The organism is Bradyrhizobium sp. HKCCYLRH1034 (assembly GCF_051168375.1).
In the GTDB taxonomy this organism is placed as follows: Bacteria; Pseudomonadota; Alphaproteobacteria; order Rhizobiales; family Xanthobacteraceae; genus Bradyrhizobium.
In genome coordinates this window covers 1-19702 of the sequence record NZ_JBNPUW010000019.1, presented here as the reverse complement: position 1 = coordinate 19702, position 19702 = coordinate 1, and the positions used below count along the sequence as shown (strand labels likewise).

At 64.6% G+C, this 19702-nt stretch carries 18 protein-coding genes and 1 pseudogene; 9 read left to right on the top strand and 10 right to left on the bottom strand.

Annotation, left to right across the window (positions count from 1 at the left end; all coding sequences use genetic code 11):
• Positions 1–11: 11 nt before the first annotated feature.
• From ACQR0W_RS31245 to ACQR0W_RS31225, 5 genes are all read left to right on the top strand, one after another.
• Entirely contained in the window at positions 12–1259 is a 1248-nt protein-coding gene (locus ACQR0W_RS31245) for an MFS transporter (protein WP_316200687.1), read from the top strand.
• A 64-nt stretch (positions 1260–1323) separates the two neighbouring features.
• Positions 1324–2310 (top strand): acrylyl-CoA reductase (NADPH), encoded by a 987-nt coding sequence (gene acuI, locus ACQR0W_RS31240; RefSeq protein ID WP_315717226.1) that lies wholly within the window; start codon positions 1324–1326, stop codon positions 2308–2310.
• Between the two features lie 114 nt (positions 2311–2424).
• On the top strand, positions 2425–3093 hold the full coding sequence (locus tag ACQR0W_RS31235) for a hypothetical protein (RefSeq protein ID WP_315826955.1): 669 nt from the start codon (positions 2425–2427) through the stop codon (positions 3091–3093).
• Between the two features lie 176 nt (positions 3094–3269).
• Positions 3270–3503, top strand: coding sequence for a DUF6894 family protein (locus ACQR0W_RS31230; RefSeq protein WP_315717224.1), 234 nt, complete (start codon positions 3270–3272; stop codon positions 3501–3503).
• 658 nt (positions 3504–4161) lie between these two features.
• Positions 4162–5850 (top strand): methyl-accepting chemotaxis protein, encoded by a 1689-nt coding sequence (locus ACQR0W_RS31225; protein WP_316171372.1) that lies wholly within the window; start codon positions 4162–4164, stop codon positions 5848–5850.
• A gap of 12 nt (positions 5851–5862) precedes the next feature.
• Here ACQR0W_RS31225 and ACQR0W_RS31220 read toward each other — a convergent pair whose 3' ends face one another.
• The 7 genes from ACQR0W_RS31220 to ACQR0W_RS31190 all read right to left on the bottom strand — a co-directional run bounded on the left by ACQR0W_RS31220 (position 5863) and on the right by ACQR0W_RS31190 (position 11940).
• Positions 5863–8544, bottom strand: a complete 2682-nt coding sequence (locus tag ACQR0W_RS31220; RefSeq protein ID WP_316171374.1) for a DUF2339 domain-containing protein — start codon at positions 8542–8544, stop codon at positions 5863–5865.
• Between the two features lie 188 nt (positions 8545–8732).
• Complete coding sequence (locus ACQR0W_RS31215; RefSeq protein WP_315754022.1) at positions 8733–9239, bottom strand: tyrosine phosphatase family protein; 507 nt, start codon at positions 9237–9239, stop codon at positions 8733–8735.
• A gap of 101 nt (positions 9240–9340) precedes the next feature.
• A complete protein-coding gene (locus ACQR0W_RS31210) occupies positions 9341–9565 on the bottom strand; it encodes a hypothetical protein (protein ID WP_315717220.1) in 225 nt (74 codons plus the stop codon).
• Positions 9562–9801 (bottom strand): hypothetical protein, encoded by a 240-nt coding sequence (locus ACQR0W_RS31205; protein WP_315717219.1) that lies wholly within the window; start codon positions 9799–9801, stop codon positions 9562–9564. The genes ACQR0W_RS31210 and ACQR0W_RS31205 overlap by 4 nt, the downstream gene beginning before the upstream one ends.
• 1 nt (position 9802) lies before the next feature.
• On the bottom strand, positions 9803–10420 hold the full coding sequence (locus ACQR0W_RS31200) for an HD family hydrolase (protein WP_315717218.1): 618 nt from the start codon (positions 10418–10420) through the stop codon (positions 9803–9805).
• On the bottom strand, positions 10417–11046 hold the full coding sequence (locus ACQR0W_RS31195; protein WP_315826952.1) for a DNA-3-methyladenine glycosylase I: 630 nt from the start codon (positions 11044–11046) through the stop codon (positions 10417–10419). Before ACQR0W_RS31195 ends, ACQR0W_RS31200 begins: the two co-directional genes overlap by 4 nt.
• Before the next feature lie 9 nt (positions 11047–11055).
• Positions 11056–11940, bottom strand: coding sequence for a YgfZ/GcvT domain-containing protein (locus tag ACQR0W_RS31190; RefSeq protein WP_315826951.1), 885 nt, complete (start codon positions 11938–11940; stop codon positions 11056–11058).
• Between the two features lie 198 nt (positions 11941–12138).
• On the opposite strand from ACQR0W_RS31190, the gene ACQR0W_RS31185 reads away from it, so the two are divergent.
• On the top strand, positions 12139–13473 hold the full coding sequence (locus tag ACQR0W_RS31185) for a dihydroorotase (protein ID WP_315827127.1): 1335 nt from the start codon (positions 12139–12141) through the stop codon (positions 13471–13473).
• 133 nt (positions 13474–13606) lie between these two features.
• On the opposite strand, the gene ACQR0W_RS31180 is transcribed toward ACQR0W_RS31185, so the two are convergent.
• Positions 13607–14125, bottom strand: coding sequence for a protein phosphatase CheZ (locus tag ACQR0W_RS31180; protein WP_316187344.1), 519 nt, complete (start codon positions 14123–14125; stop codon positions 13607–13609).
• Between the two features lie 735 nt (positions 14126–14860).
• Between ACQR0W_RS31180 and ACQR0W_RS31175 the strand changes: the two genes are divergently transcribed.
• A complete protein-coding gene (locus ACQR0W_RS31175; RefSeq protein ID WP_316187345.1) occupies positions 14861–15304 on the top strand; it encodes a CBS domain-containing protein in 444 nt (147 codons plus the stop codon).
• Between the two features lie 215 nt (positions 15305–15519).
• A pseudogene (locus ACQR0W_RS31170) lies at positions 15520–15681 on the top strand (transporter); the annotation flags it as partial.
• A 62-nt stretch (positions 15682–15743) separates the two neighbouring features.
• On the opposite strand, the gene ACQR0W_RS31165 reads toward ACQR0W_RS31170, so the two are convergent.
• Positions 15744–16121, bottom strand: coding sequence for an Ig-like domain-containing protein (locus ACQR0W_RS31165; protein WP_315717213.1), 378 nt, complete (start codon positions 16119–16121; stop codon positions 15744–15746).
• 245 nt (positions 16122–16366) lie between these two features.
• A complete protein-coding gene (locus ACQR0W_RS31160) occupies positions 16367–17626 on the bottom strand; it encodes an HlyD family secretion protein (protein ID WP_315826949.1) in 1260 nt (419 codons plus the stop codon).
• A gap of 357 nt (positions 17627–17983) precedes the next feature.
• On the opposite strand from ACQR0W_RS31160, the gene ACQR0W_RS31155 reads away from it, so the two are divergent.
• Positions 17984–19513: a DUF1254 domain-containing protein gene (locus ACQR0W_RS31155; RefSeq protein WP_316187346.1), complete on the top strand. Its 1530-nt coding sequence runs from the start codon at positions 17984–17986 to the stop codon at positions 19511–19513.
• Positions 19514–19702 lie beyond the last annotated feature (189 nt).

Here is a 19702-nt window from a genome sequence, read left to right as displayed (position 1 = left end):
GGAGGACACTGATGTCGGTACAGGCAGGCGATCTCGGTACGGTGTCCCGCAATCAGGGCTGGCGCACACCGGTGGTCATCATCGTGTGCGGCTGCGCCATTGCGCTGCTGAGCTTCGGTCCGCGCTCCAGCCTCGGCTTCTTCGTGCAGCCGATGAGCCGTGAATTCGCCTGGGGACGCGACGTGTTCGCCCTCGCGGTGGCGGTGCAGAACCTGTTGTGGGGACTCGGTCAGCCGCTCGCCGGCGCGATCGCCGATCGTTTCGGCGTGATGCGCGTCATCTGTGTCGGCGCGCTGCTCTATGCCGGCGGCCTGCTGATGATGCGCTATTCCAGCTCGCCGCTGTCGCTGAACATCGGCGCCGGCGTGCTGGTCGGCTTCGGCCTGTCGGGCTGCTCGTTCAATCTCATCCTGTCGGCTTTCAGCAAGCTGCTGCCGCCGGAGCGCCGGGGCGTCGCGCTCGGCGCCGGCACCGCGGCCGGCTCGCTCGGCCAGTTCCTGTTCGCTCCGTTCGGCGTCGCGCTGATCGACCAGTTCGGCTGGCAGAGCGCGCTGATGGTGTTCGCAACGCTGATGCTGTTCATCGTGCCGCTGTCGCTCGCCGTGGCGACGCCGCCGGCAGCCGAGGCCAAGCCGTCGGAGGCCGAGCAGCAGTCGTTCACGACCGCGCTGATGGAGGCGTTCGGCCACCGCTCCTACGTGCTGCTGGTGCTCGGATTCTTCACCTGCGGCTTCCAGCTCGCTTTCATCACCGTGCACCTGCCGGCGTTCCTGGTCGATCGCGGCCTGTCGGCGCAGGTTGGCGGCTGGGTGATCGCGGCGATCGGCCTGTTCAACATCATCGGCTCGCTCAGTGTCGGCTGGCTGCAGAGCCGGCTGCCGAAGCGCTACATCCTGTCCTTCATCTATTTCACCCGTGCGCTGGCGACGCTCGCCTTCATCTCGTTCCCGGTCACGGCGGCTTCCGCGATCGCCTTCGGCGCGGTTTCCGGGCTCGCCTGGCTCTCCACGGTGCCGCCGACCTCGTCGCTGGTCGCGATCATGTTCGGCACCCGCTGGCTCGCCACGCTCTATGGCTTCGCCTTCGTCAGCCACCAGGTGGGTGGCTTCCTCGGCGTCTGGCTCGGCGGCCTCGTGTTCGAGCGCTATGGCTCATATACCCCGATCTGGTGGCTCTCCATCCTGTTCGGCGTGCTGTCGGCGCTGATCAACCTGCCGATCGTCGAGAAGCCGGTGGCGCGGGCCGTGCCCGCGACCTGAGTTGCGCCGCCGATCCGATCGGCTAAACATGGCGCGAGACGAAGAAAGCGCAGGGAGTGCGGCTGTGGGAACGTTCAAGGCGATCCGGATCGACAAGGCGGACAAGGGAACGACCGCGACGCTGACGCAGTTCGATGAAGCCGAACTGATGGACGGCGACGTCACCGTGAAGGTCGAGTGGTCGGCGCTGAATTACAAGGATGGGCTGGCGCTGACCGGCAAGGCGCCGGTGGTGCGCCGCTTCCCGATGATCGCGGGGATCGATTTCGCCGGCACGGTCGAGCAGTCCAGCCATCCCGACTGGAAGCCCGGAGATGCCGTGATCTGCACCGGCTGGGGCATGGGCGAGACCCATCTCGGCGCCTATGCCGAGAGGGCGCGGGTCAAGGGCGACTGGCTGGTCGGCCTGCCGCAGGGGCTGTCAGCCCGGGACGCGATGGCGATCGGCACCGCCGGCTTCACCGCGATGCTTGCGGTGCTCGCCCTGGAGAAGCACGGGCTGACGCCGGCGAGCGGGCCGGTGGTGGTGACGGGCGCGGCCGGCGGCGTCGGCTCGGTGGCGACGGCTGTGCTCGCCAAGCTCGGCTACCATGTGATCGCCTCGACCGGCCGCTTGGCCGAGGCCGACTATCTCAAGTCGCTCGGTGCCGCCGAGATCATCGACCGCAACGAGCTGTCCGGGCCGGCCAAGCCGCTGGCGAAGGAGCGCTGGGCGGGCGGCATCGACAGCGTCGGCTCCAATACGCTCGCCAACCTGCTGGCGATGACCAAATATGGTGGCGCCATCGCCGCCTGCGGCCTCGCTGCCGGCATGGATTTGCCAACGTCGGTGGCGCCGTTCATTTTGCGCGGCGTGTGCCTCCTCGGCGTCGATTCGGTGATGTGCCCGCTGCCGGCGCGCAAGGCGGCCTGGCAGCGCCTCGCGACCGATCTGGATCGTGCAAAACTAGCTGAAATCACTCACGAAATCGCCTTAGACCAGGTGGCGTCGCTGGGGCCGCAGATCCTCGCGGGCCAGGTCCGCGGCCGTACGGTGGTAAGAATATCCTGAGGACGTTCAGACTTTTCAAACCATGCTGCTCCATTGTTGCCATGGTTGGTATGGTAAGCATGGGGTAAAGATACCGCCTTACCCGCTGCGTGGGGTTAAGTGGGAGTTTGATGCATGCTCGCGCGTATATTGCTGGGGACCGTGACTGCCGGTGCCGTGATTGCTCCTGCGATGGCGGGTTCGATGACAGCCGACGAGGCCCGCAAATTCGTCGCCGGAAAGGTGTTCGCCTTCACCTGCGTCGACGGCACCCGTGGCGCGGGCCGCATCCTCGACGACATGGGCGCGGCCGGTGCGGTGCAGTTCTCCGGCTCGGGGCCGGTGCGTCACATCCGCCTGCCGGGCAATACCCTGCAGATTCGCGGCCAGAATGTCTGCGCTGCCATCAAGGGCATGCCGTTCGAACCGTGCTTCAACCTCGACAAGAAGGACGATCGCAGCTTCCGCGGTTCGGTCTCCGGGCTCGGCGCCTTCGCCTATTGCGACTTCCAGCACCAGGGCGGAGCCACCATGCTGATGGCGCGCGCCGTGGCGCGGCCGCGCGCCGCACGCGCTGCTGGACCCGCGGCTGACGGCTCCCACACCGAAGTAGCGGCACGGGTCGAGACCCCGCGGGTGGAACGCAGCAAGGTGGAACCCTTGAAGGCAGATGCTGCGAAGGCCGCCAAGGCGGAAAGTTCCAAGACGGAGAACATGAAGGCCGAAAACGCGAAGACTGAAATTACCAAATCCGATAACGCGAAGTCGGATGCGGCGCCGGAGCTGCGTCGCTCGACCGATTAGTTGTTAGTTCACCGATCATTGAAAAACCGGTTCCCTATTATCATAGAGTAATATTTTAAGCTGACCGCACGTTAGTGGTCATTGCGCCGTAGTCGTACGGAATCTCAAATTCATGCCTCGGTAGCGACTCGTGTGCAGTTTGCAACCAGGGGGGTGGCCCACGAGAAAGGGTCGTTATGTCGCTTTATTTCTTCCGGATCAGCCAGGGCCGCTATTCTGGCGCGGCTGATCAGCCTTATGAATTCGCCAACCGGGAAACCGCCTGGAACGAGCTGACGGCTGTCTGCTCCGACCTGATCGGCGGGATCTCGAGGTCGTTGCAGCAGGGGGCCGAGTGGCAGATGGAGCTGCTCGACGAAGCCAAGCAGCCGGTGTTCCGGATTCGCCTGGTGTCCGAAGCGGTCGGCTGAGGTCGAGCTGTCCGGGGTGATTGCGCCGCTGGCCGTCGGATTCGAGTCCGGTTTGCCGTGGCGGCAATCTCCTGCGCGCAGGCGCCTTTTGATGAAGTCCGCGTCCACCTCGGCGCGTCAGTCGGAATTGATGGAGTTCGGCCTAGGCTCCGCGTCGTGCCCCGGCGCCGCCGATCTCCGTCACGCTTCTCGTGCTCAGTCGCTTGTGATGCTGCCGAACGTCGGCCCTGGCCCGGCCACCTCATCTCCGGATTCATCCGCACGGTGATCAGCGTCTTCCGGTGGCTGCCGCCTGCCGGCGCAGGTCGTGGCGGCAATCGTCCTTTGCCCCGTCCGCGCTTCAAAGGTCTTGCTTCGACGCGATCCTTCAGCGGTATCGGGAGACCAGGTGTAGCGGCGGCCGGTTTCAGGGCACCGCGTCGCCCCTGAGCGCCCATCATTTTATGGGCATTGTCAGTAATCTTACGGTTCCAGCATTAACCTCTGATAAGCCTGTTTCGCGCCCAATGAGGTCGGCAGAGACGACATGCGGGTTCGGAATTTCGGAGCCCTCTGATCCTCTGACCTCGACCGCGCAGCGCAGCGCAGACCTGGATGTTCGGGCCGTCTTTGGCGCTGGCAGAACGCGGCCGAACCACGCAGTCAGCTGGGGTCCTCCGTGTCAAAGATGTCCATCCGTACGAAGATCATATCGGTCATCGCCTTCATGCTCGTCACCATGTGCGGGCTCGGCGTGCTCGCCGTCACCAGCATGCAGTCGATCAATGCCAACACGGTCGACATCGCCACCAATTGGCTGCCAAGCGTGCGCGCGATCGGCGAGCTGCGCGCCGACATCAATCTGCTGCGCATCGCCTTGCGCGCGCATGTGATGTCGGAGACGGCCGAGGCCAAGCAGGGCGCGGAGAAGCGCGTCAACGGAATCCTCGAGACGATCAACAAGGACCGCAAGACCTACGAGCCGATGATCACCTCGGCCGAGGAACGGGCGATCTACAACAACTGGGTGCAGTCCTGGGAGAAGTACGTCGTCGCGGTCAAGCAGGTGATGGACGAATCCAACAAGAGCGTCGGAAAGATGCCGCGCGAAGCCACCGAAATGCTGGAAAAATCGGCCGCGGCGATCGCGCGCGACGCCGACAAGTATTTCATCCAGGACATCGAGTTCAACAACAAGGGTGCCGACAACGCGACGCGGCAGGCCGCGGAGAGCTTCACGCGTGCGATCTGGCTGGTGATGTCGATCATTGCCGCGGCCGTCATTGCCGGCGTCGCCGTCGGTTTCTATCTCGTGCAGAACGTCTCGTCCGGCATTGCGTCGATCATCAAGCCGATGCAGGAGCTCGCCAAGGGCGATCTCGGCGCGGAGGTGACGCATCGCGGCGAGCCGACGGAGATCGGCGCCATGGCCGATACGCTGCAGGTGTTCAAGGAGGCGCTGATCGCCAAGAAGGAGGCCGACGAGCTCGCGGCCCACGATGCCGAGGTCAAGATCGAACGCGGCCGGCGCGTCGACAATATCACCCGCCAGTTCGAGGCGACGATCGGCGAGATCGTGCAGACGGTGTCGTCGGCCTCGACCGAGCTCGAGCATTCCGCCGGCGCGCTGTCATCCACCGCGACGCGCTCGCAGGAGATCTCGACCGCGGTTGCGGCTGCTTCGGAGGAGGCTTCGACCAACGTACAGTCGGTCGCGTCCGCGACGGAGGAGCTATCGTCGTCGATCACCGAGATCAGCCGCCAGGTGCAGGAATCCGCCCGCATGGCCACCGAGGCCGTCGACCAGGCGCGCATGACCAATGATCGCGTGAGCGAGCTGAGCAAGGCGGCGGCGCGCATCGGCGACGTGGTCGAGCTGATCAACACGATCGCTGGCCAGACCAACCTGCTGGCGCTGAATGCGACCATCGAGGCGGCGCGCGCCGGCGAAGCCGGTCGCGGCTTCGCGGTCGTCGCCTCCGAGGTGAAGGCGCTGGCCGAGCAGACCGCCAAGGCGACCGACGAGATCGGCCAGCAGGTGTCCGGCATCCAGGCCGCGACGCAGGAATCGGTCGGCGCCATCCGGGCGATCTCCACGACCATCGAGCGGCTGTCGGAAATCTCGTCGGCGATCGCGGCGGCCGTGGAGGAGCAGGGCGCCGCCACGCAGGAGATCTCGCGCAACGTCCAGCAGGCATCGGAGGGCACGCAGCAGGTTTCGGTGAACGTCGTCGACGTGCAGCGCGGCGCGACCGAGACTGGTACGGCTTCCACGCACGTGCTGGCCGCGGCGCAGTCGCTGGCCTCGGACAGCGACCGGCTGAAGCGTGAGGTGGCGTCGTTCCTGGAGTCGGTGCGCGCGGCCTAATCCGACATGGCGCTACGCTGCCGGCTGAGCCGGCGGCGCCTGCTGCTGCCGTCGGAACAGCACCTTCTGGTACAGCCAGCCGATCGCGACCAGCACCAGCCCGAGCCCGATGAACGACAGCGCGCGCCACACGCCGGTCAGCGCCGACATGTCGATCAGGAAGGCCTTCAGGATCGTCAGCGCGATCACGATGGCGGACGCCAGACGGGCGCGTTGCGACTGCACGATGATTCCGATCCCGAGCAGCACCACGCCGAAGGCGAGCCAGGCGATCGAATAGGTGTACTGCTCGGCGGCGCTGGTCGGTCCTGCCGTCAGATCGGGGCCGTGATAGATCCGGCGGATCTCGAGGCTGACATAGGACAGCGCCAGGATCAGTGCGCCCGCGGCCAGCGTATTGCCATAGGCTGGCGGACGGCGGCCTGCGACCGCGTAGGACAACAGCAGCATCAGTACCGCCGGGAACGCATAGGCCAGGATCAGGATGTTGAGCAGGCCGCCCTTGATCGCGACGTCCGAGATCATCGGGTTTTCGAACAGCAGCAGGCCGAGCACGGTGGCGCCGCCGGCGAATCCGGTGAGGATCACCGCGCTGATGTTGTGCACGATGCTGCCGCTGCGCTCCCGCAGCCGCTCCAGCCCGATCGCCAGCGCCAGGGCCACGCAGACGTCGAGTCCCACTTCGGCGAGCGACGGCACCGCCAGCATGTCGCCGTCGTTGACGGCGTGGCGGATCTCCAGGAAGGCGAGCAGGGTCGTGAACAGGATCGCGGCGGCCTCCACCGCGCGCAGCGGCGCGTCGTCGCCATGGCGGCGCATCAGATAGCTCGCGCCCCAGAACGACGCCGCCGGCACGCCATAGCCCCACAGCAGCCAGTTGAAGATCGGCGTGGTGCCGACATCGGCGCCGACGATGCGCGGATCATGGCCGATGCGCAGCACCACGAGCCCGGCAAAGACGGCCGCGAGCGTGCGCAGGAACGGGATCGGCCGGCTCTCGAAGATCCAGGCGGTGCCGAGCGACATCAGCGCCAGCGCGATCGTCAGCCAGCCCTTCTCAAGCGCGAAGGTCAGGGCCAGCGCCAGCGCGGCCAGCGTGCCGGTCGCGAACAGCGCGATTGAGGCACTGAGGCCGGGACGTTCCTCGCGCCGCGTCAGCGCCTCGGTGGCGACGGCAAGGCCGGCGGCGAGCACGACGGCGAGGATCGCGAACGGGATCGAGCGGTCGAGATGGGCGATGCGCGCATAGAGCGCGACCAGCAGTGCCAGCGGCGTGAACACGCCGGCCGCCGACCACACCACCGGCACGACGGCGTTGTGCGCGCGCCCCTGCGCCAGGAAGCCGGCGCCGCCGAAGCCCAGCGCGAAGATCGCGGCCGTCACCAGATGCGACGTGACCGACGCGCCGAGCGGGTTCGGCCCCATCCCGGGCAGCGCGCCGCCGGGCAGCACCAGCAGGTCCGGATTGTCGCGCAGCGCCCATTCGGCGAACACGAGGAACACGGTCGCAGCGGCGGCGGCCACCGCGCCGACGGCGCTCGGCGCGCGCCAGGCGACCGCCAGCGTCGCCGCGACCAGCACCGTGAAGCCGATCAGCGCCAGGCCGTCATGGAAGCTCGCCAGCACGACCAGCATGGCGCCGAGCAGATAAACCGCTAGGCCGACGGATGAGATCGGCTCGACCTCGTCGTTCTCGGCGGCGGGTCCGAACATGAAGCCGCAGACCACGATCAGCGCGGCCAGCGCGAAACCAACCGCGACGTGGAAAACATGCGGCGCCACCGTCTCGACGCCCGCGTCGAGTCCGGGCAAGGTCCACAGGAACGACAGCCCGATCGTGGTCATCGCGAGCCAGCGCCACAGCCGCACGCGTGCCAGCGCGAACGCGGCGGCGGTGACGATGGCGAGGTAGATGTACAGCGCCCAGTAGTTCGGCTCGCCGGTCGACACCAGCACCGGCGTCGTGAACGCCGCGACGATGCCGAGCCCGGCGAGCGCCGGGCCATGCAGCAGCGCCGCCGCCAGCGTGCCCAGCGCGACCACGCCGAGCAGCACGAAGGCGATCGCGGGCGGCAGGAAGTCGTACAGCGCGTAGGCCGCATAGATGGTGGCGAAGGCGACCGCCGTGCCGGCCGCGGTGAGCATCGCCGGAATGTTGGCGATCGGCAGCGCCGCGATCTGCGAGATGCTCTCCTTGCGCCGTGTCCATTCGCCGGCCGCGAGCAGCGCGGCGGCGAACAGCGCGCCGAGCGCGACGCGCACCTCGGGGCCGACGAGGCCGGCCTCGATCGAGTAGCGCACCATGAAGAAGCCGCCGAGCGCCAGGGTCAGCCCGCCGATCCACACCACCCAGCGGGTGCCGATGCGCTCCTCGAAGCCGGCCGCGGGTTGCGGCACGGGTGGCGGGGACACGAGCGGCGGCTGTTCGGCCGCTGCATCGCTCGCCATCGCCGCCGGCTGCAGGGTAGCCTCGGTCGGCTCCGGCAATGGGGGCGGCATTGGCGGGGCTTCAGCGGGCTCCTGAAGCGGGCTGAGCGGCGGCGCGACCACCGGCGCGGCCGCGATCGGCCGGGCCCCCTCGAGCTTGGCCAGCCGTGCCTGCACCTCGGCCAATCGGTCGGAGGTCCGGCGCGCGAAGGCGAGCGCCGCGAACGCCACCAGCAGGGCGATCCAATCGAGGGGCCAATCGAACATCACGCGGGAATCCTGAAATCGATGCCGCCGGGAGGCGTCACGGGTGGAGGGAAGCTGCGAGCCCTTGCGGACCCCGGCGAATCGGCCAACCGCTCCGGCGGGCCGCACGATGGCCGTCGTTCCCTCTGTGTCAAACCGTGGAACATAAGTTCAAAGCGCACCGGTACGCGGCTACGCAGCGCCGCAACTCAGTCCAGATCAATCCGGAATGGCGCGCTGTCGACCATCATGGCGCCGGGCCCGATCGCGTCCAGCGCGCGCACCATGCGCCCCTGGCGGCCCAGTGCCCTGTCGGCCAGGCTGACGATCAGCCGGTTCGGCGAGGCGATCGGCGAGGCCTGGCGGATCGCCCAGGCGATATCGAGCTCGTCGCGATTGGGGTTGAGCGCGCAGGCCGCGGCGAAGGCGCTCGCGGTGGAGCGGCTGATGCCGGCATAGCAGTGGATCACCAGTGGCGCCGCACGATCCCAGCCGCGCACGAACTGCAGCACCTGGGCGACGTGATCCTCGCTCGGCGCCATGAAGCCAGGAAGCTGCTCGGTGATGTCGTCGACCGAGACCCGCAGATGGTTCTCGGGGCGGATCGTCTCCGGTCGCCGCACCTGCTCGACATTGGCCATGATGGTCAGCACGTGGCTGGCGCCGGTCAGGCGCACGGTCTCGGGCAGGGCGGCGAGTGAGCAGACGTGGATCATGGCGAGCCTTTGAACGCCCGATTATACGAATGGGGGCACAAGGGCAAAAGCGCGTTTTGGATGTCAGCCGTCGGGCTGGCGCATGTGTGCGCCGACGGCCCTCAGCGCGTGTTCTTGAGCTGCCGCAACTCCTGGCGGACCAGATGGGCCTTGCCCTCGATCTCCGCGTTGAGCCGCTCGAGATGATCGAGCACCCGCTCACGGTTCTGGGGGGCGATCTCGACCGGTTTCTCGGACCAGGGACGGCGCACGAACAGGGCCACGATGGCGACGGCCAAGGCGGTCAGGAGCGGAAAGCTCAGGGCAACGAACTGGTGCGTGGTCATCGAAGACCTCCCAGGATCCACTGACCGAGCAAATGTATGAGCACTCCGGTGATAATGCAAACGACCCCCGACCCGTAGATCAGGCCCGCGGGGGTGCTGGGCGGCAGCACCCCATAGACGAACTGGGCAAGCGGCACGAACGTCCCGGCAGTGACGATGGCCGTCGCCAGCGTGTTGACCCAGTTGGCGGCCAGCTTCAGCCGTTCGTTGCGGCGCTCGTCCGGCGTCAGCGGCATCTCAGCACGCCCCCAGCACCGCGTTGAAGCGGGTCAGGAACTGCTTCTCGGCCTTGGCCGCACTCCAGGGCGTCAGATAATCCGTCACGGTGGCGTCCGGCAGGCCGGGGTCGCGACCGAACAGCTTCTTCGCCTCGCTCTCCGAGAAGCCGGCCAGCCGGGTCGCCTCCAGAAAAGCGGCGCCGCGGTCGGCCGCCTTGATCTGGCGCTCGATCTCCGGAGCAATCTCCGCCGGCAGCCCGAAGCGGATGTGGATCGCCCCGAGCAGCCGCTTCTCGACTGATTTGTAGCCGTCGCCGAGCACTGCCTTGAACGGCGAGATCATGTCGCCGATGACGTATTCCGGTGCATCGTGCAGCAGCGCGGCGAGCCGCAGCTTCGCATCGATGTTCGGCTTGCGCGCGCGCATCACCGTCTCGACCAGCAGCGTGTGCTGCGCGACCGAGAAGATGTGCGCGCCGGTGGTCTGGCCATTCCAGCGCGCGACACGCGCGAGCCCATGGGCGATGTCGGCGATCTCGACATCGAGCGGCGAGGGATCGATGAGGTTGAGCCGCCGGCCGGACAGCATGCGCTGCCAGACGCGGTCGTGCCCGCTCGGGGCCTTGTCAGTCGTCATTTGGGAGGCTTGAGGCGCGGGGCGCGGCGCTTGCCGCTGCAGGTCTCGTGGCAGAAGCAGGTGACGAGATGGTCGTTGACCATGCCGGTCGCCTGCATGAAGGCGTAGACGATCGTGGGACCGACGAACTTGAAGCCGCGCGAGGCCAGCTCTTTCGAGATCTTGATCGACAGCGGCGTCGAGGCCGGCACGCTCGCGGTGGTCTTGAACTGGTTGACCTTGGGCGCGCCGTCCATGAAGTCCCACAGCAGCTTGGAGAAGCCGGGACCCTTGTCCTGGATGTCGAGCCAGGATTTCGCGCTGAGAATCGTCCCTTCGATCTTGGCGCGGTTGCGCACGATGCCGGCATCGTTCATCAGCGCGTGGATCTTCTTGTCGGAATAGCGCGCGATCTTCTCCGGCTGGAAATCATCGAAGGCGCGGCGGAAATTGTCACGCTTGCGCAGGATCGTGATCCACGACAGCCCGGCCTGGAAGCCGTCGAGGATCAGCTTCTCGAACAGCGCGCGGTCGTCATATTCCGGCACGCCCCACTCGGTGTCGTGATAGGCGACATAGAGCGGATCGCTGCCCGGCCAGGGGCAGCGCGTCAGGCCATCGGGATGGACGACAGCAGCGCGACCCATGAGACCGGCTCAGGCGACCGTCTGCTTCGGCGCGCCCTGCAGCGCGTCGGGATCAGCGATGCGCAGAACGAGGCCGCCGGCGGTGAGCGGCGTTCCCGCCTCCAACGCCTCCGCGGCGCGGTCGATGCGCAGCAGCGCCATGCCCTTCTGCGCGGCGGCCGAGCCCATGGTGCCGACCGACTTGTCGCCGGCCAGAATCGGCGTGCCCGGCTCGGGACTCGGCCCGTCGAGCAGCACCTTCGCCGCGCGCGTGCGCGTGGTGCCGCGATGATGCATGCGGCTCACGACCTCCTGGCCGACATAGCAGCCCTTGCCGACGTCGACGCCGTGCAGCCGGTCCATGTTGGTCTCGTGCGGGAAGGCGTCGCCATACATGAAGTCGAGCCCGCCGCGCGGCACGCTGCAGTCGATACGATGCGCCTCATAGGCGTCGGAATCGACGATCTCGGCGCCGAGCCGTGCGGCGATCTCCGCGAGCGCCTCCTGCGGCGCAATGACGCGCGCGCCGAGGCGCTCATGACGCGGATCGACGAAGCTCGGCTCCGGCGTGGCGCCGATGGCACCATCCCAGACCGCGATCACGCCGAGCTCTCCGGAGCGATTGCTGACCGCGACCTTGGCCCTGAGCTTGTAGAGGTTGAGCTTGTCGGTGAGCGCCTGCGCCAGCGCGCGCGGACAGTCGAGCAGCAAGCGCTCGCCGGCGTCCGTCGCCGGCACCTGCGCCACCAGGAAATCAACGATGATCTTGCCTTGCGGCGTCAGCAGCGCGCCGAACCGGGCCTCGCCAGGCGTGAGCTTGGTGACGTCGGTGGTGAAGAGACCGTTGAGGAACTTGCGTGCATCGTCGCCGCTGACCTGGACCACGCCCCGGTCGTCGAGAAACGTCGCCTTCATCCGAAAAACCTCTTGCGACAGGCCGCACTGAAACGTAAGCCGCCCTGGCATAAACCACAAGGCTGAAACGCCGCCGCGCGGTGGCTTCATTCTAAAGATCGAGACTCGCGTGCCACCGGAGGCCAGCAAATGGGCAGGCGCGCAGCATGATCGATCTGTCTTGGGGCGGTCAGGAGAATGAAATCCTATGAGGGCTTCATGAGCGCGCGCTTCGACGTCATTCTGAAATCCGGCACCGTGGTCAATCAGGACGGCGAGGGCGTCCGCGACATCGGCATGTCAGGCGGACGCATTGTCGAGATCGGCGATCTCGGCACGGCCTCGGCCGCCGAGATCATCGACTGCAAGGGACTGCACGTGCTGCCCGGCGTGATCGACACCCAGGTGCATTTCCGCGAGCCTGGTCTCACTCACAAGGAGGACCTCGAAACCGGCTCGCGCAGCGCCGTGATGGGCGGCGTCACCGCCGTGTTCGAGATGCCCAACACCAATCCGCTGACGGTGACCGAGGAGGCGTTCACCGCCAAGGTCGCTGCCGGCCGCCATCGCATGCATTGCGATTTCGCCTTCTTCATCGGCGGCACCCGCGAGAATGTCGAGCAGCTCCCGGTGTTGGAGCGCGCCGAGGGCTGCGCCGGCGTCAAGGTGTTCGTCGGCTCGTCCACCGGCTCGCTGCTGGTCGAGGACGACGACAGCCTGCGCCGCATCTTCCAGGGGATCCGCCGCCGTGCCGCGTTCCACGCCGAGGACGAGTACCGCCTCAACGAGCGCAAGGACCTGCGCGTCGAGAACGATCCGCGCTCACACCCGGTGTGGCGCGACGAGGAGGCTGCGCTGCGCGCCACGCAACGTCTCGTGACCCTCGCGCACGAGACCGGCAAGCGCATCCACGTGCTGCACATCTCCACCAAGGAGGAGATCGTGTATCTGCGCGACCACAAGGACGTCGCCACCGTCGAGGCGACGCCGCATCATCTCACCTTGGCGGCGCCGGAGTGCTACGAGCGGCTCGGCACCTACGCGCAGATGAATCCGCCGGTGCGATCGGCCGATCATCGCGACGTCATCTGGTGGGGCGTCCACCAGGGCATCGTCGACATCTTAGGCTCCGACCACGCGCCGCACACCGCGGAGGAGAAGTCCAAGACCTATCCGGCCTCGCCCTCCGGCATGACCGGCGTGCAGACGCTGGTGCCGATCATGCTCGACCACGTCAATGCCGGCCGGCTGTCGCTGCAACGTTTCGTCGACCTCACCAGCGCCGGCCCCGCCCGCATCTACAACATCGCCCGCAAGGGCCGCATCGCCGCCGGCTACGACGCCGACCTCACCATCGTGGACCTCAAGCGCAGCGAGACCATCACCAACGAATGGGTCGCTTCGAAAGCCGGCTGGACGCCCTATGATGGCCTACGCGTCACCGGCTGGCCGGTCGGCACGTTCGTCCGCGGCCAGCGCGTGATGTGGCAGGGCGAGCTGCTGACGCCAGCGACCGGCGAGCCGGTGCGGTTCATGGAGACGCTGCGGCCGTAACGGCGCTGCGCGTGAGTTTGCTCCGTCATTGCGAGCGCAGCGACGCAGTCCAGAGTCCTTAGCGCGGCCCTGGATTGCTTCGTCGCTCTGCTCCTCGCAATGACGCGGAGCGGGCATCACGCCTGGCCGTCGTTCACGCGAACAGTTTGTCGATGTCGTCCTGGGAAATCGCCACGCCCGGCCGCTTCGGGCCCTCCATCAAGTCCGGGGCGCTTGGGGCAGCAAGCTCGGTGGCCAGCCGCGCCAGCTCCTCTTTTCCCCAGATGCGGACGAGCTTGTTGATGTGGTCCTCCATGAACTGCAGCGACTTGACCACGCGCGTGATCCGCTGCCCTGTGAGGTCCTGAAACGCGCACGCCTCGAACACCTTGTTCGTGCTGTCGACGATCTCGTCGCAGACCGTTGCGGCAGTCGGGTCTTTGACTTTCTGCAACTTCGCGACGCTGGCGCCGATCGCCTCCATGCTTTCGAGGATCGCGTTCCCGGCCGTCTCCGTATTCTCGACGATCGCGTCGAGGGTGTCGGTCATCGTCGCGAAACTGCCCTTGCCGTCGCCTTGAAGAGCGGCGAGTTCGCGCCGCATGCTGCTGATCTGGCCGAACATCTCGACCAGGTACGTCTTCAGCAATCTCTCTTCTTCCGGCGCAATCATCAGAAATCCCCGAATTTTCCTTAACGTTTCCTTACCAATGCTTCACGCGGCAGTTGCAAACCCCGGCCTGCTCTTCTGTGAAGGCATTTCGGATTTCGCTTCGGCGGTGACCGGCTCGCGACGCGGCTATCGAGATTTCACGTACGCTCGAAACGGTACTGTGGTCAGGTAGGTGAAGATCAGCGACCTATTTTTGCCCGTTTTCGTTAAGGGCGCATGTTCATTCACGTCAAAGCCTTCAAATTGCTTCGTGAAGAGTTTCCGAGCGACATGGCTGCCGGGGGAGGCCATTGGGCAGAGCTCGGTCTGCTGTCGGTTTCCGCGACGCGGGGACAGCGCTTGGAGCCTGGATGAGCGCGCGGGCGTCACGACAGGAGGCAGGCGGCGTCGGCCGGCCAAAATGAATGCGAATGTCCGCTGCCAGGGACGACGCGGACGTGGGGGAGGAATTCCAGTACGCCGCCTCTTGACCCAGAGCTCTCTACCTGACCGCCATCAGTCGATCGACTTGCGTTTTGCCGAGCAACATTCTTGCCGGCACCCGATGGTTCCGCTCTCGGGGACGACCTGACCTCTGCAATCCCAGGAATCGATGGGCCGCCTGTGACCCCGATCATCGTTCGGTTCACGGCCAGGCGCACGGCATCGGCGCGGCGCTGACGAAGCCGGATATTTCGACTATCCTGCCATGTGGACCATCAAGGCGGGGCAGGATGGGTCCAGGAGGGGACATCGATGAGCACAGTAAGAAGCGCGCTGGCGCAGAAGAGTGGCGCCGTGATCCATGTTCGTTCCGACGACATGGTCGTCGAAGCCTTGCGCCAGATGCGCGACAACCGGGTCCGGTCGGTGCTCGTCATCGACGACGGCGCGCTGGTCGGCATCGTGACGCAGGGGGACTGCGCCATCAAGGTGCTGCTGCCCGGGCTCGATGCGAAGCAGACGCCGGTGAGCCAGGTGATGACGGCCAACCCGGTGACGGTCAAGCCGGACCACAAGCTGGACAGCTGCATGGCGATGATGTCGCAGCGCGGCTTTCGCCATCTGCCGGTGCTGGACGCGGGCAAGGTCGTAGGCGTGATCTCGATCGGCGACGTCGTCAAGAACATCATCCGGGATCTGGAGCACGACGTGGACGACCTGATGGGCTACATCATGAAGGACGGCCCCGGAGGCTGACGGACGAACGTGGTGCCGTCGCCCTCCGCCTATGTCTGCTTTTGTGAAGGGTTTCGGATGCCGGCCGCATGATTGACGGCGCGGCATATTCGGGCGGCCGGCGTCCGAAAGCCTCCAAGGGAGGAAACCGCGCTTGGTGGGCAGGACTGGTACGGCAGGCTCTATGGGGATTTGATGGACGGCAGGTGCGGCAGCACGTCTGCGAGGCTACCGCTACGCAGTACCAGAGCGGCATCGACTTCCATTTCGACTGGGGCGTATCGCAATTCCTGTCGAAGCAGGTCTTTGTCGGCTTCGTCGGCTACGCCTACCAGCAGACTACCGATGATTTCAGTCAGCCCGCCGTGCTCGGCGGTTTCCGTTCGCGCGTGCTCGGCTAAACAAAAGCGGCCCACTCCGGTTGGAAGTGGGCCTTTGTCTATCGGCGAAAAAGGAAGTCCTATTGAACCGTCGCGTTCATGGTGATCACCGACGTTCCGGAGGCAGTCGGTCCCTTGCCAGTTGCCGTCACGGCGAAGCTGTCGGGGCCCTTGTAGCCTGCTTTCGCCGTGTACTGGAATGTCGAAATATTTAGCTTCTTCAGGGTGCCGTGAGCCGGCTTCTGTGAAATGCTCGAGCTTTTCATCACGCCCGCTATCCGAATTGGAAACAGGCAGCTTCCACCAGAAGCGACGTTGAAGTAGCCGGTCGAATTGATACCCCAGTCCGATAAGCTTCCGGAAGCTGGACACTCCGAAGCTGCGCGCGCTGGCGAGAGCGACGCCGAGATGGGCGCGGCGGCAACGAGGGCTAAAAGAACTGCTGTCGAACATCGCATGAAAGCCTCCCTTGTTTTTGAGTAACAATAGGATCGCGCTCCCAGCGTTTCCAATATTGACCAGGATCAACATACACCGCCCACTTGGCTGAAATGCGTGCCAAGGTGTGACCCTTGGCGAAAATTCGCAACTCCTGTGGCACCCAAGACTGCTCAGACAGCTAGATGTCTGCTCCAAAGCGGTCATTAGACCGGAGACTTGATTCCTCGCCGGAGCCGTCGGTGTATTTGAGCTACGCAGAGTCTCACAAGTATGCGAGGTACGAACTTATCCAGACGAGAATCGACGTGATCATTCCGATTGGGCCGGCGTTCGCGGCGATGGCCCATGCGCTGCCGGGCATCCCGAGGCGCAGCCCCGTCTTGTCAAAATTATCCGGCAACGAGATCGTCGCCGGGTAGCCCTGAGCGCCACCGATCGAACCGACGCGTGCTAATTGGCCGGAAACCGCGATCTGGCCCTGACCGATGCCGCGAGGGATTTCGAGTATTCGCGCCCCAAATATCTCGCCGGGATTATCGTCGAAGACCAGCTTTACGGTTGCTCCGGGCTTCACTGTTTGGAAGGCGTTCGGCTTGAACGTCGCGAGAATGGTGATGTCGTTGGTGAGGATGAATGACATCTCGGAACGCGTCTGCAATGCCCGAGCGCCAACCGCCAGTGCCAGGCTGCTGACGTAGCCGTCGCCCGTTGCCCGAATGGTGGTCTGATCCAGCTCCCACCGGGCGTTTTCGAGCTGAGCCTGGAGTTGTGCAACGTTGGTATTCTCGCCTCCGATCTCGGATTCCATTGCGAGCCGGGCGTTCTCTACTGCGGCTTCCGCTGCGAGCAATTGGTATTGCACGGTGTCGTACTGCACCTGCGTGTCCTGCAGACGAAACTCAGCCTGAGAGCCGGTTGCGACGAGCTTCCGAATGTCGGCCAACCTTTGGGTCTGGTAGACGAGCTGTTGCTTCAAGGCATCGGCGTTCGCCTTGGCTTGATCATAGCTGGCCTTGAGTTGTTTGACTTGCTGCTGCGCCTGAGCGAGCGAGGCCTCCAATTGGCTGACCTTGTATTTGTAAGGTGCCGGATCGATCTGGAACAAGATGGCGCCGGCCTTCACCGGGGCGTTGACTTGGACGGGGATGCTTACGACCTGGCCCGAGACGTTGGGTGTGACCTCGACCACCCTAGAGATCACGACAAAGCGGCCGGCGGGCGTGAGCGAGTTGAACAGGCCAAGGAAGACCATCAAGATGAAAGCGCCGATGACAACGGTGATGGTGCCGGCCCCCCATCCCCACTTCACAAGCTTCAGCTTCGAGAACAGGAGCCAGACCATGACGATGTAGAGTACCATCACGAGGACCATGGCGCTTCGCTCCTTCGTATGCCGCGAGACAGCCGAAAATTGAGCCGGCCGCATTACGGCGGTTTGCCAAGGACGATTCGGCTTCTCGCAAACAGCATCTGCAACATTCTCATCCAAATTATTCTGAGTTGGCCTGTTGATCTGGATCAACGCGAAGATCGTTTCTAATGAAACTATTCGTCTTTGGCGGAGGAGGCGAAAATGAAGCTCTCAATCGCAATAGCGACTACGCTGCTGATAACCGGGTTCGTAGCCGCGAGCACTGAGAAAGCCAGCGCTGTGGTGTACTGCACATACGTTGGCTATCCAGCCAATTGCGTCGTACGGCCGGGCGTAGTTCTGAGGCCGCGACCCGTTGCACGACAGGCGGTGGTGGGTGCTGGGACGGTAAATCGCGGTGGCCCGGTCAATCGCGCTGGCAGACGTTGATTGGTCATTCTGCGAGCTGCGAGATTTGTAGCCCTGCACGAAGTCCCGATAATCATGGGACTTACGAAGAGATGCTTTATGAATTCAACATCTGACAAGAAGGGCCGTATCATGAAATTAGCGGCATCAGTAGTTTCTGCGTTGTCTCTTGTGGCGCTCTCGGCAATTCCGCTCAACGCTCAGCAATACAAAATGCAAACGCCGATACCGCCGGGCGTTGCAATCCCGGACAAGGTAGAGACCCGCCTTGGGACGCTGAACTTCTTCGACGGCTTTCCCGACGATGCGACCGTTGAAAGGCTCTACGACAATCTGGACTTTCAACACGCCGTCCAAGCTTACCTGTTGGCCTTAGCTCCAGTGAACCAATTGGCAAATCGAAAGGGAATGGCGGAGCTGGGTCCATTCAATCTGACGGTGCCGATCTTCGAGGATAGGATGGACTCGAAGTCGCTTTTTCTCACCCCGAACAACAACACGCCGTACACTTGGTTTTGGCTCGACCTGCGTGACGGGCCTCTGGTGCTCGAAGTGCCACCCAATGTGCTCGGCCTCATCAACGACATGTGGTATAATTTTGTCACTGATGTTGGACTCGTCGGTCCGGACAAGGGTCAGGGCGGCAAGTACCTGATCTTGCCGCCCGGCTACAACGGCGAGGTGCCGACCGGCTTCTTTGTCGTGAAGCCGGCGACGTTCAGCGTCTGGGTTCCGTGGCGCTCGTTCTTGGTCAATGGCGATCCGAAGCCCGGCGTCGACGTGGTCGAAGAGCACACGAAAATCTATCACCTGAAAGATGCTGCGAATCCGCCGAAACTCAATTTCGTGCATGTTTCCGGCAAAGCATTTAGCACGCTGGCTCCGGGAGATTATCCCTTCTGGGAGTATCTGAATCAGGTTGTGCAGGAGGAGCCGACCGATACAGTCGACCCGGTCACACTCGGCCTCTACGCATCGGTCGGCATCCGCAAGGGTAAGCCCTTCGCGCCCGATACACGGATGAAAAAAATTCTGACCGAAGCCGCCCTGGTAGGCGATGCGACCGCCCGTGCGATCAATGGCCGGTTGCGGATCAAGGAAAGCTACTATTACCCCAACAGCGCGTGGCGAACGGGCTTCTTCGGCGGCTACAAGTTCGAGGAAAACGGCGCGCGTATTCTCGATGCCTACTCGGCATTCTTCTTCTACGCGACCGGCGTGACACCAGCGATGGATTCCAAGTCGGTTGGCGAGGGATCGCAGTACATGGCCGCGTTCGTCGACAGCCAAAACAAGCCATTCGACGGCGGAAAGAACTACAAGCTGCACTTGCCGCCCAATATTCCAGTCAAGCAGTTCTGGTCGGTCATCCTCTACGACAATCAGACCCGCTCCATGCTGCAGACCGACCAGCGTTGGCCAGCCGCAACCAGCCAGAACCCGAAACTCATGGTCAACGCGGACGGGTCAGTGGACGTCTATTTCGGGCCCAAGGCTCCGGCTGGGAAGGAGAACAACTGGGTGCAGACCATCCCCGGCAAAGGATGGAACACGCTCCTGCGCCTCTACGGCCCGCTTCAGCCGTGGTTCGACAAAACTTGGCGTCCCGGCGAGATTGAGCCGATATAGCAAGAAGGAGGTCCGAGCTTCGACTCGCCTCTTCATTTCCGCTCCTGGCCGATTCCGTTGAAAAAGTCGCCAGTTGCGGCGCAGAGATATCGGTGATTCAGTCTGTCTAGTTGGCAGGACTGAAGGTCATGATGGGGCATCGGCAAGTCGAACAGGCTGCGTTGTTCTATGAGTTCTCGCTGGAAAGGC

What these genes read in the sequence shown, in the direction of transcription:
- ACQR0W_RS31185 (WP_315827127.1), top strand. Translation starts at nt 12,139, where the DNA reads ATGAGCGCGCGCTTCGACGTCATTCTGAAATCCGGCACCGTGGTCAAT.
- ACQR0W_RS31210 (WP_315717220.1), bottom strand. Translation starts at nt 9,565, where the DNA reads ATGACCACGCACCAGTTCGTTGCCCTGAGCTTTCCGCTCCTGACCGCC.
- ACQR0W_RS31220 (WP_316171374.1), bottom strand. Translation starts at nt 8,544, where the DNA reads ATGTTCGATTGGCCCCTCGATTGGATCGCCCTGCTGGTGGCGTTCGCG.
- ACQR0W_RS31165 (WP_315717213.1), bottom strand. Translation starts at nt 16,121, where the DNA reads ATGCGATGTTCGACAGCAGTTCTTTTAGCCCTCGTTGCCGCCGCGCCC.
- ACQR0W_RS31245 (WP_316200687.1), top strand. Translation starts at nt 12, where the DNA reads ATGTCGGTACAGGCAGGCGATCTCGGTACGGTGTCCCGCAATCAGGGC.
- ACQR0W_RS31175 (WP_316187345.1), top strand. Translation starts at nt 14,861, where the DNA reads ATGAGCACAGTAAGAAGCGCGCTGGCGCAGAAGAGTGGCGCCGTGATC.
- ACQR0W_RS31230 (WP_315717224.1), top strand. Translation starts at nt 3,270, where the DNA reads ATGTCGCTTTATTTCTTCCGGATCAGCCAGGGCCGCTATTCTGGCGCG.
- ACQR0W_RS31195 (WP_315826952.1), bottom strand. Translation starts at nt 11,046, where the DNA reads ATGGGTCGCGCTGCTGTCGTCCATCCCGATGGCCTGACGCGCTGCCCC.
- ACQR0W_RS31215 (WP_315754022.1), bottom strand. Translation starts at nt 9,239, where the DNA reads ATGATCCACGTCTGCTCACTCGCCGCCCTGCCCGAGACCGTGCGCCTG.
- ACQR0W_RS31205 (WP_315717219.1), bottom strand. Translation starts at nt 9,801, where the DNA reads ATGCCGCTGACGCCGGACGAGCGCCGCAACGAACGGCTGAAGCTGGCC.
- ACQR0W_RS31180 (WP_316187344.1), bottom strand. Translation starts at nt 14,125, where the DNA reads ATGATTGCGCCGGAAGAAGAGAGATTGCTGAAGACGTACCTGGTCGAG.
- ACQR0W_RS31155 (WP_316187346.1), top strand. Translation starts at nt 17,984, where the DNA reads ATGAATTCAACATCTGACAAGAAGGGCCGTATCATGAAATTAGCGGCA.
- ACQR0W_RS31190 (WP_315826951.1), bottom strand. Translation starts at nt 11,940, where the DNA reads ATGAAGGCGACGTTTCTCGACGACCGGGGCGTGGTCCAGGTCAGCGGC.
- ACQR0W_RS31200 (WP_315717218.1), bottom strand. Translation starts at nt 10,420, where the DNA reads ATGACGACTGACAAGGCCCCGAGCGGGCACGACCGCGTCTGGCAGCGC.
- ACQR0W_RS31235 (WP_315826955.1), top strand. Translation starts at nt 2,425, where the DNA reads ATGCTCGCGCGTATATTGCTGGGGACCGTGACTGCCGGTGCCGTGATT.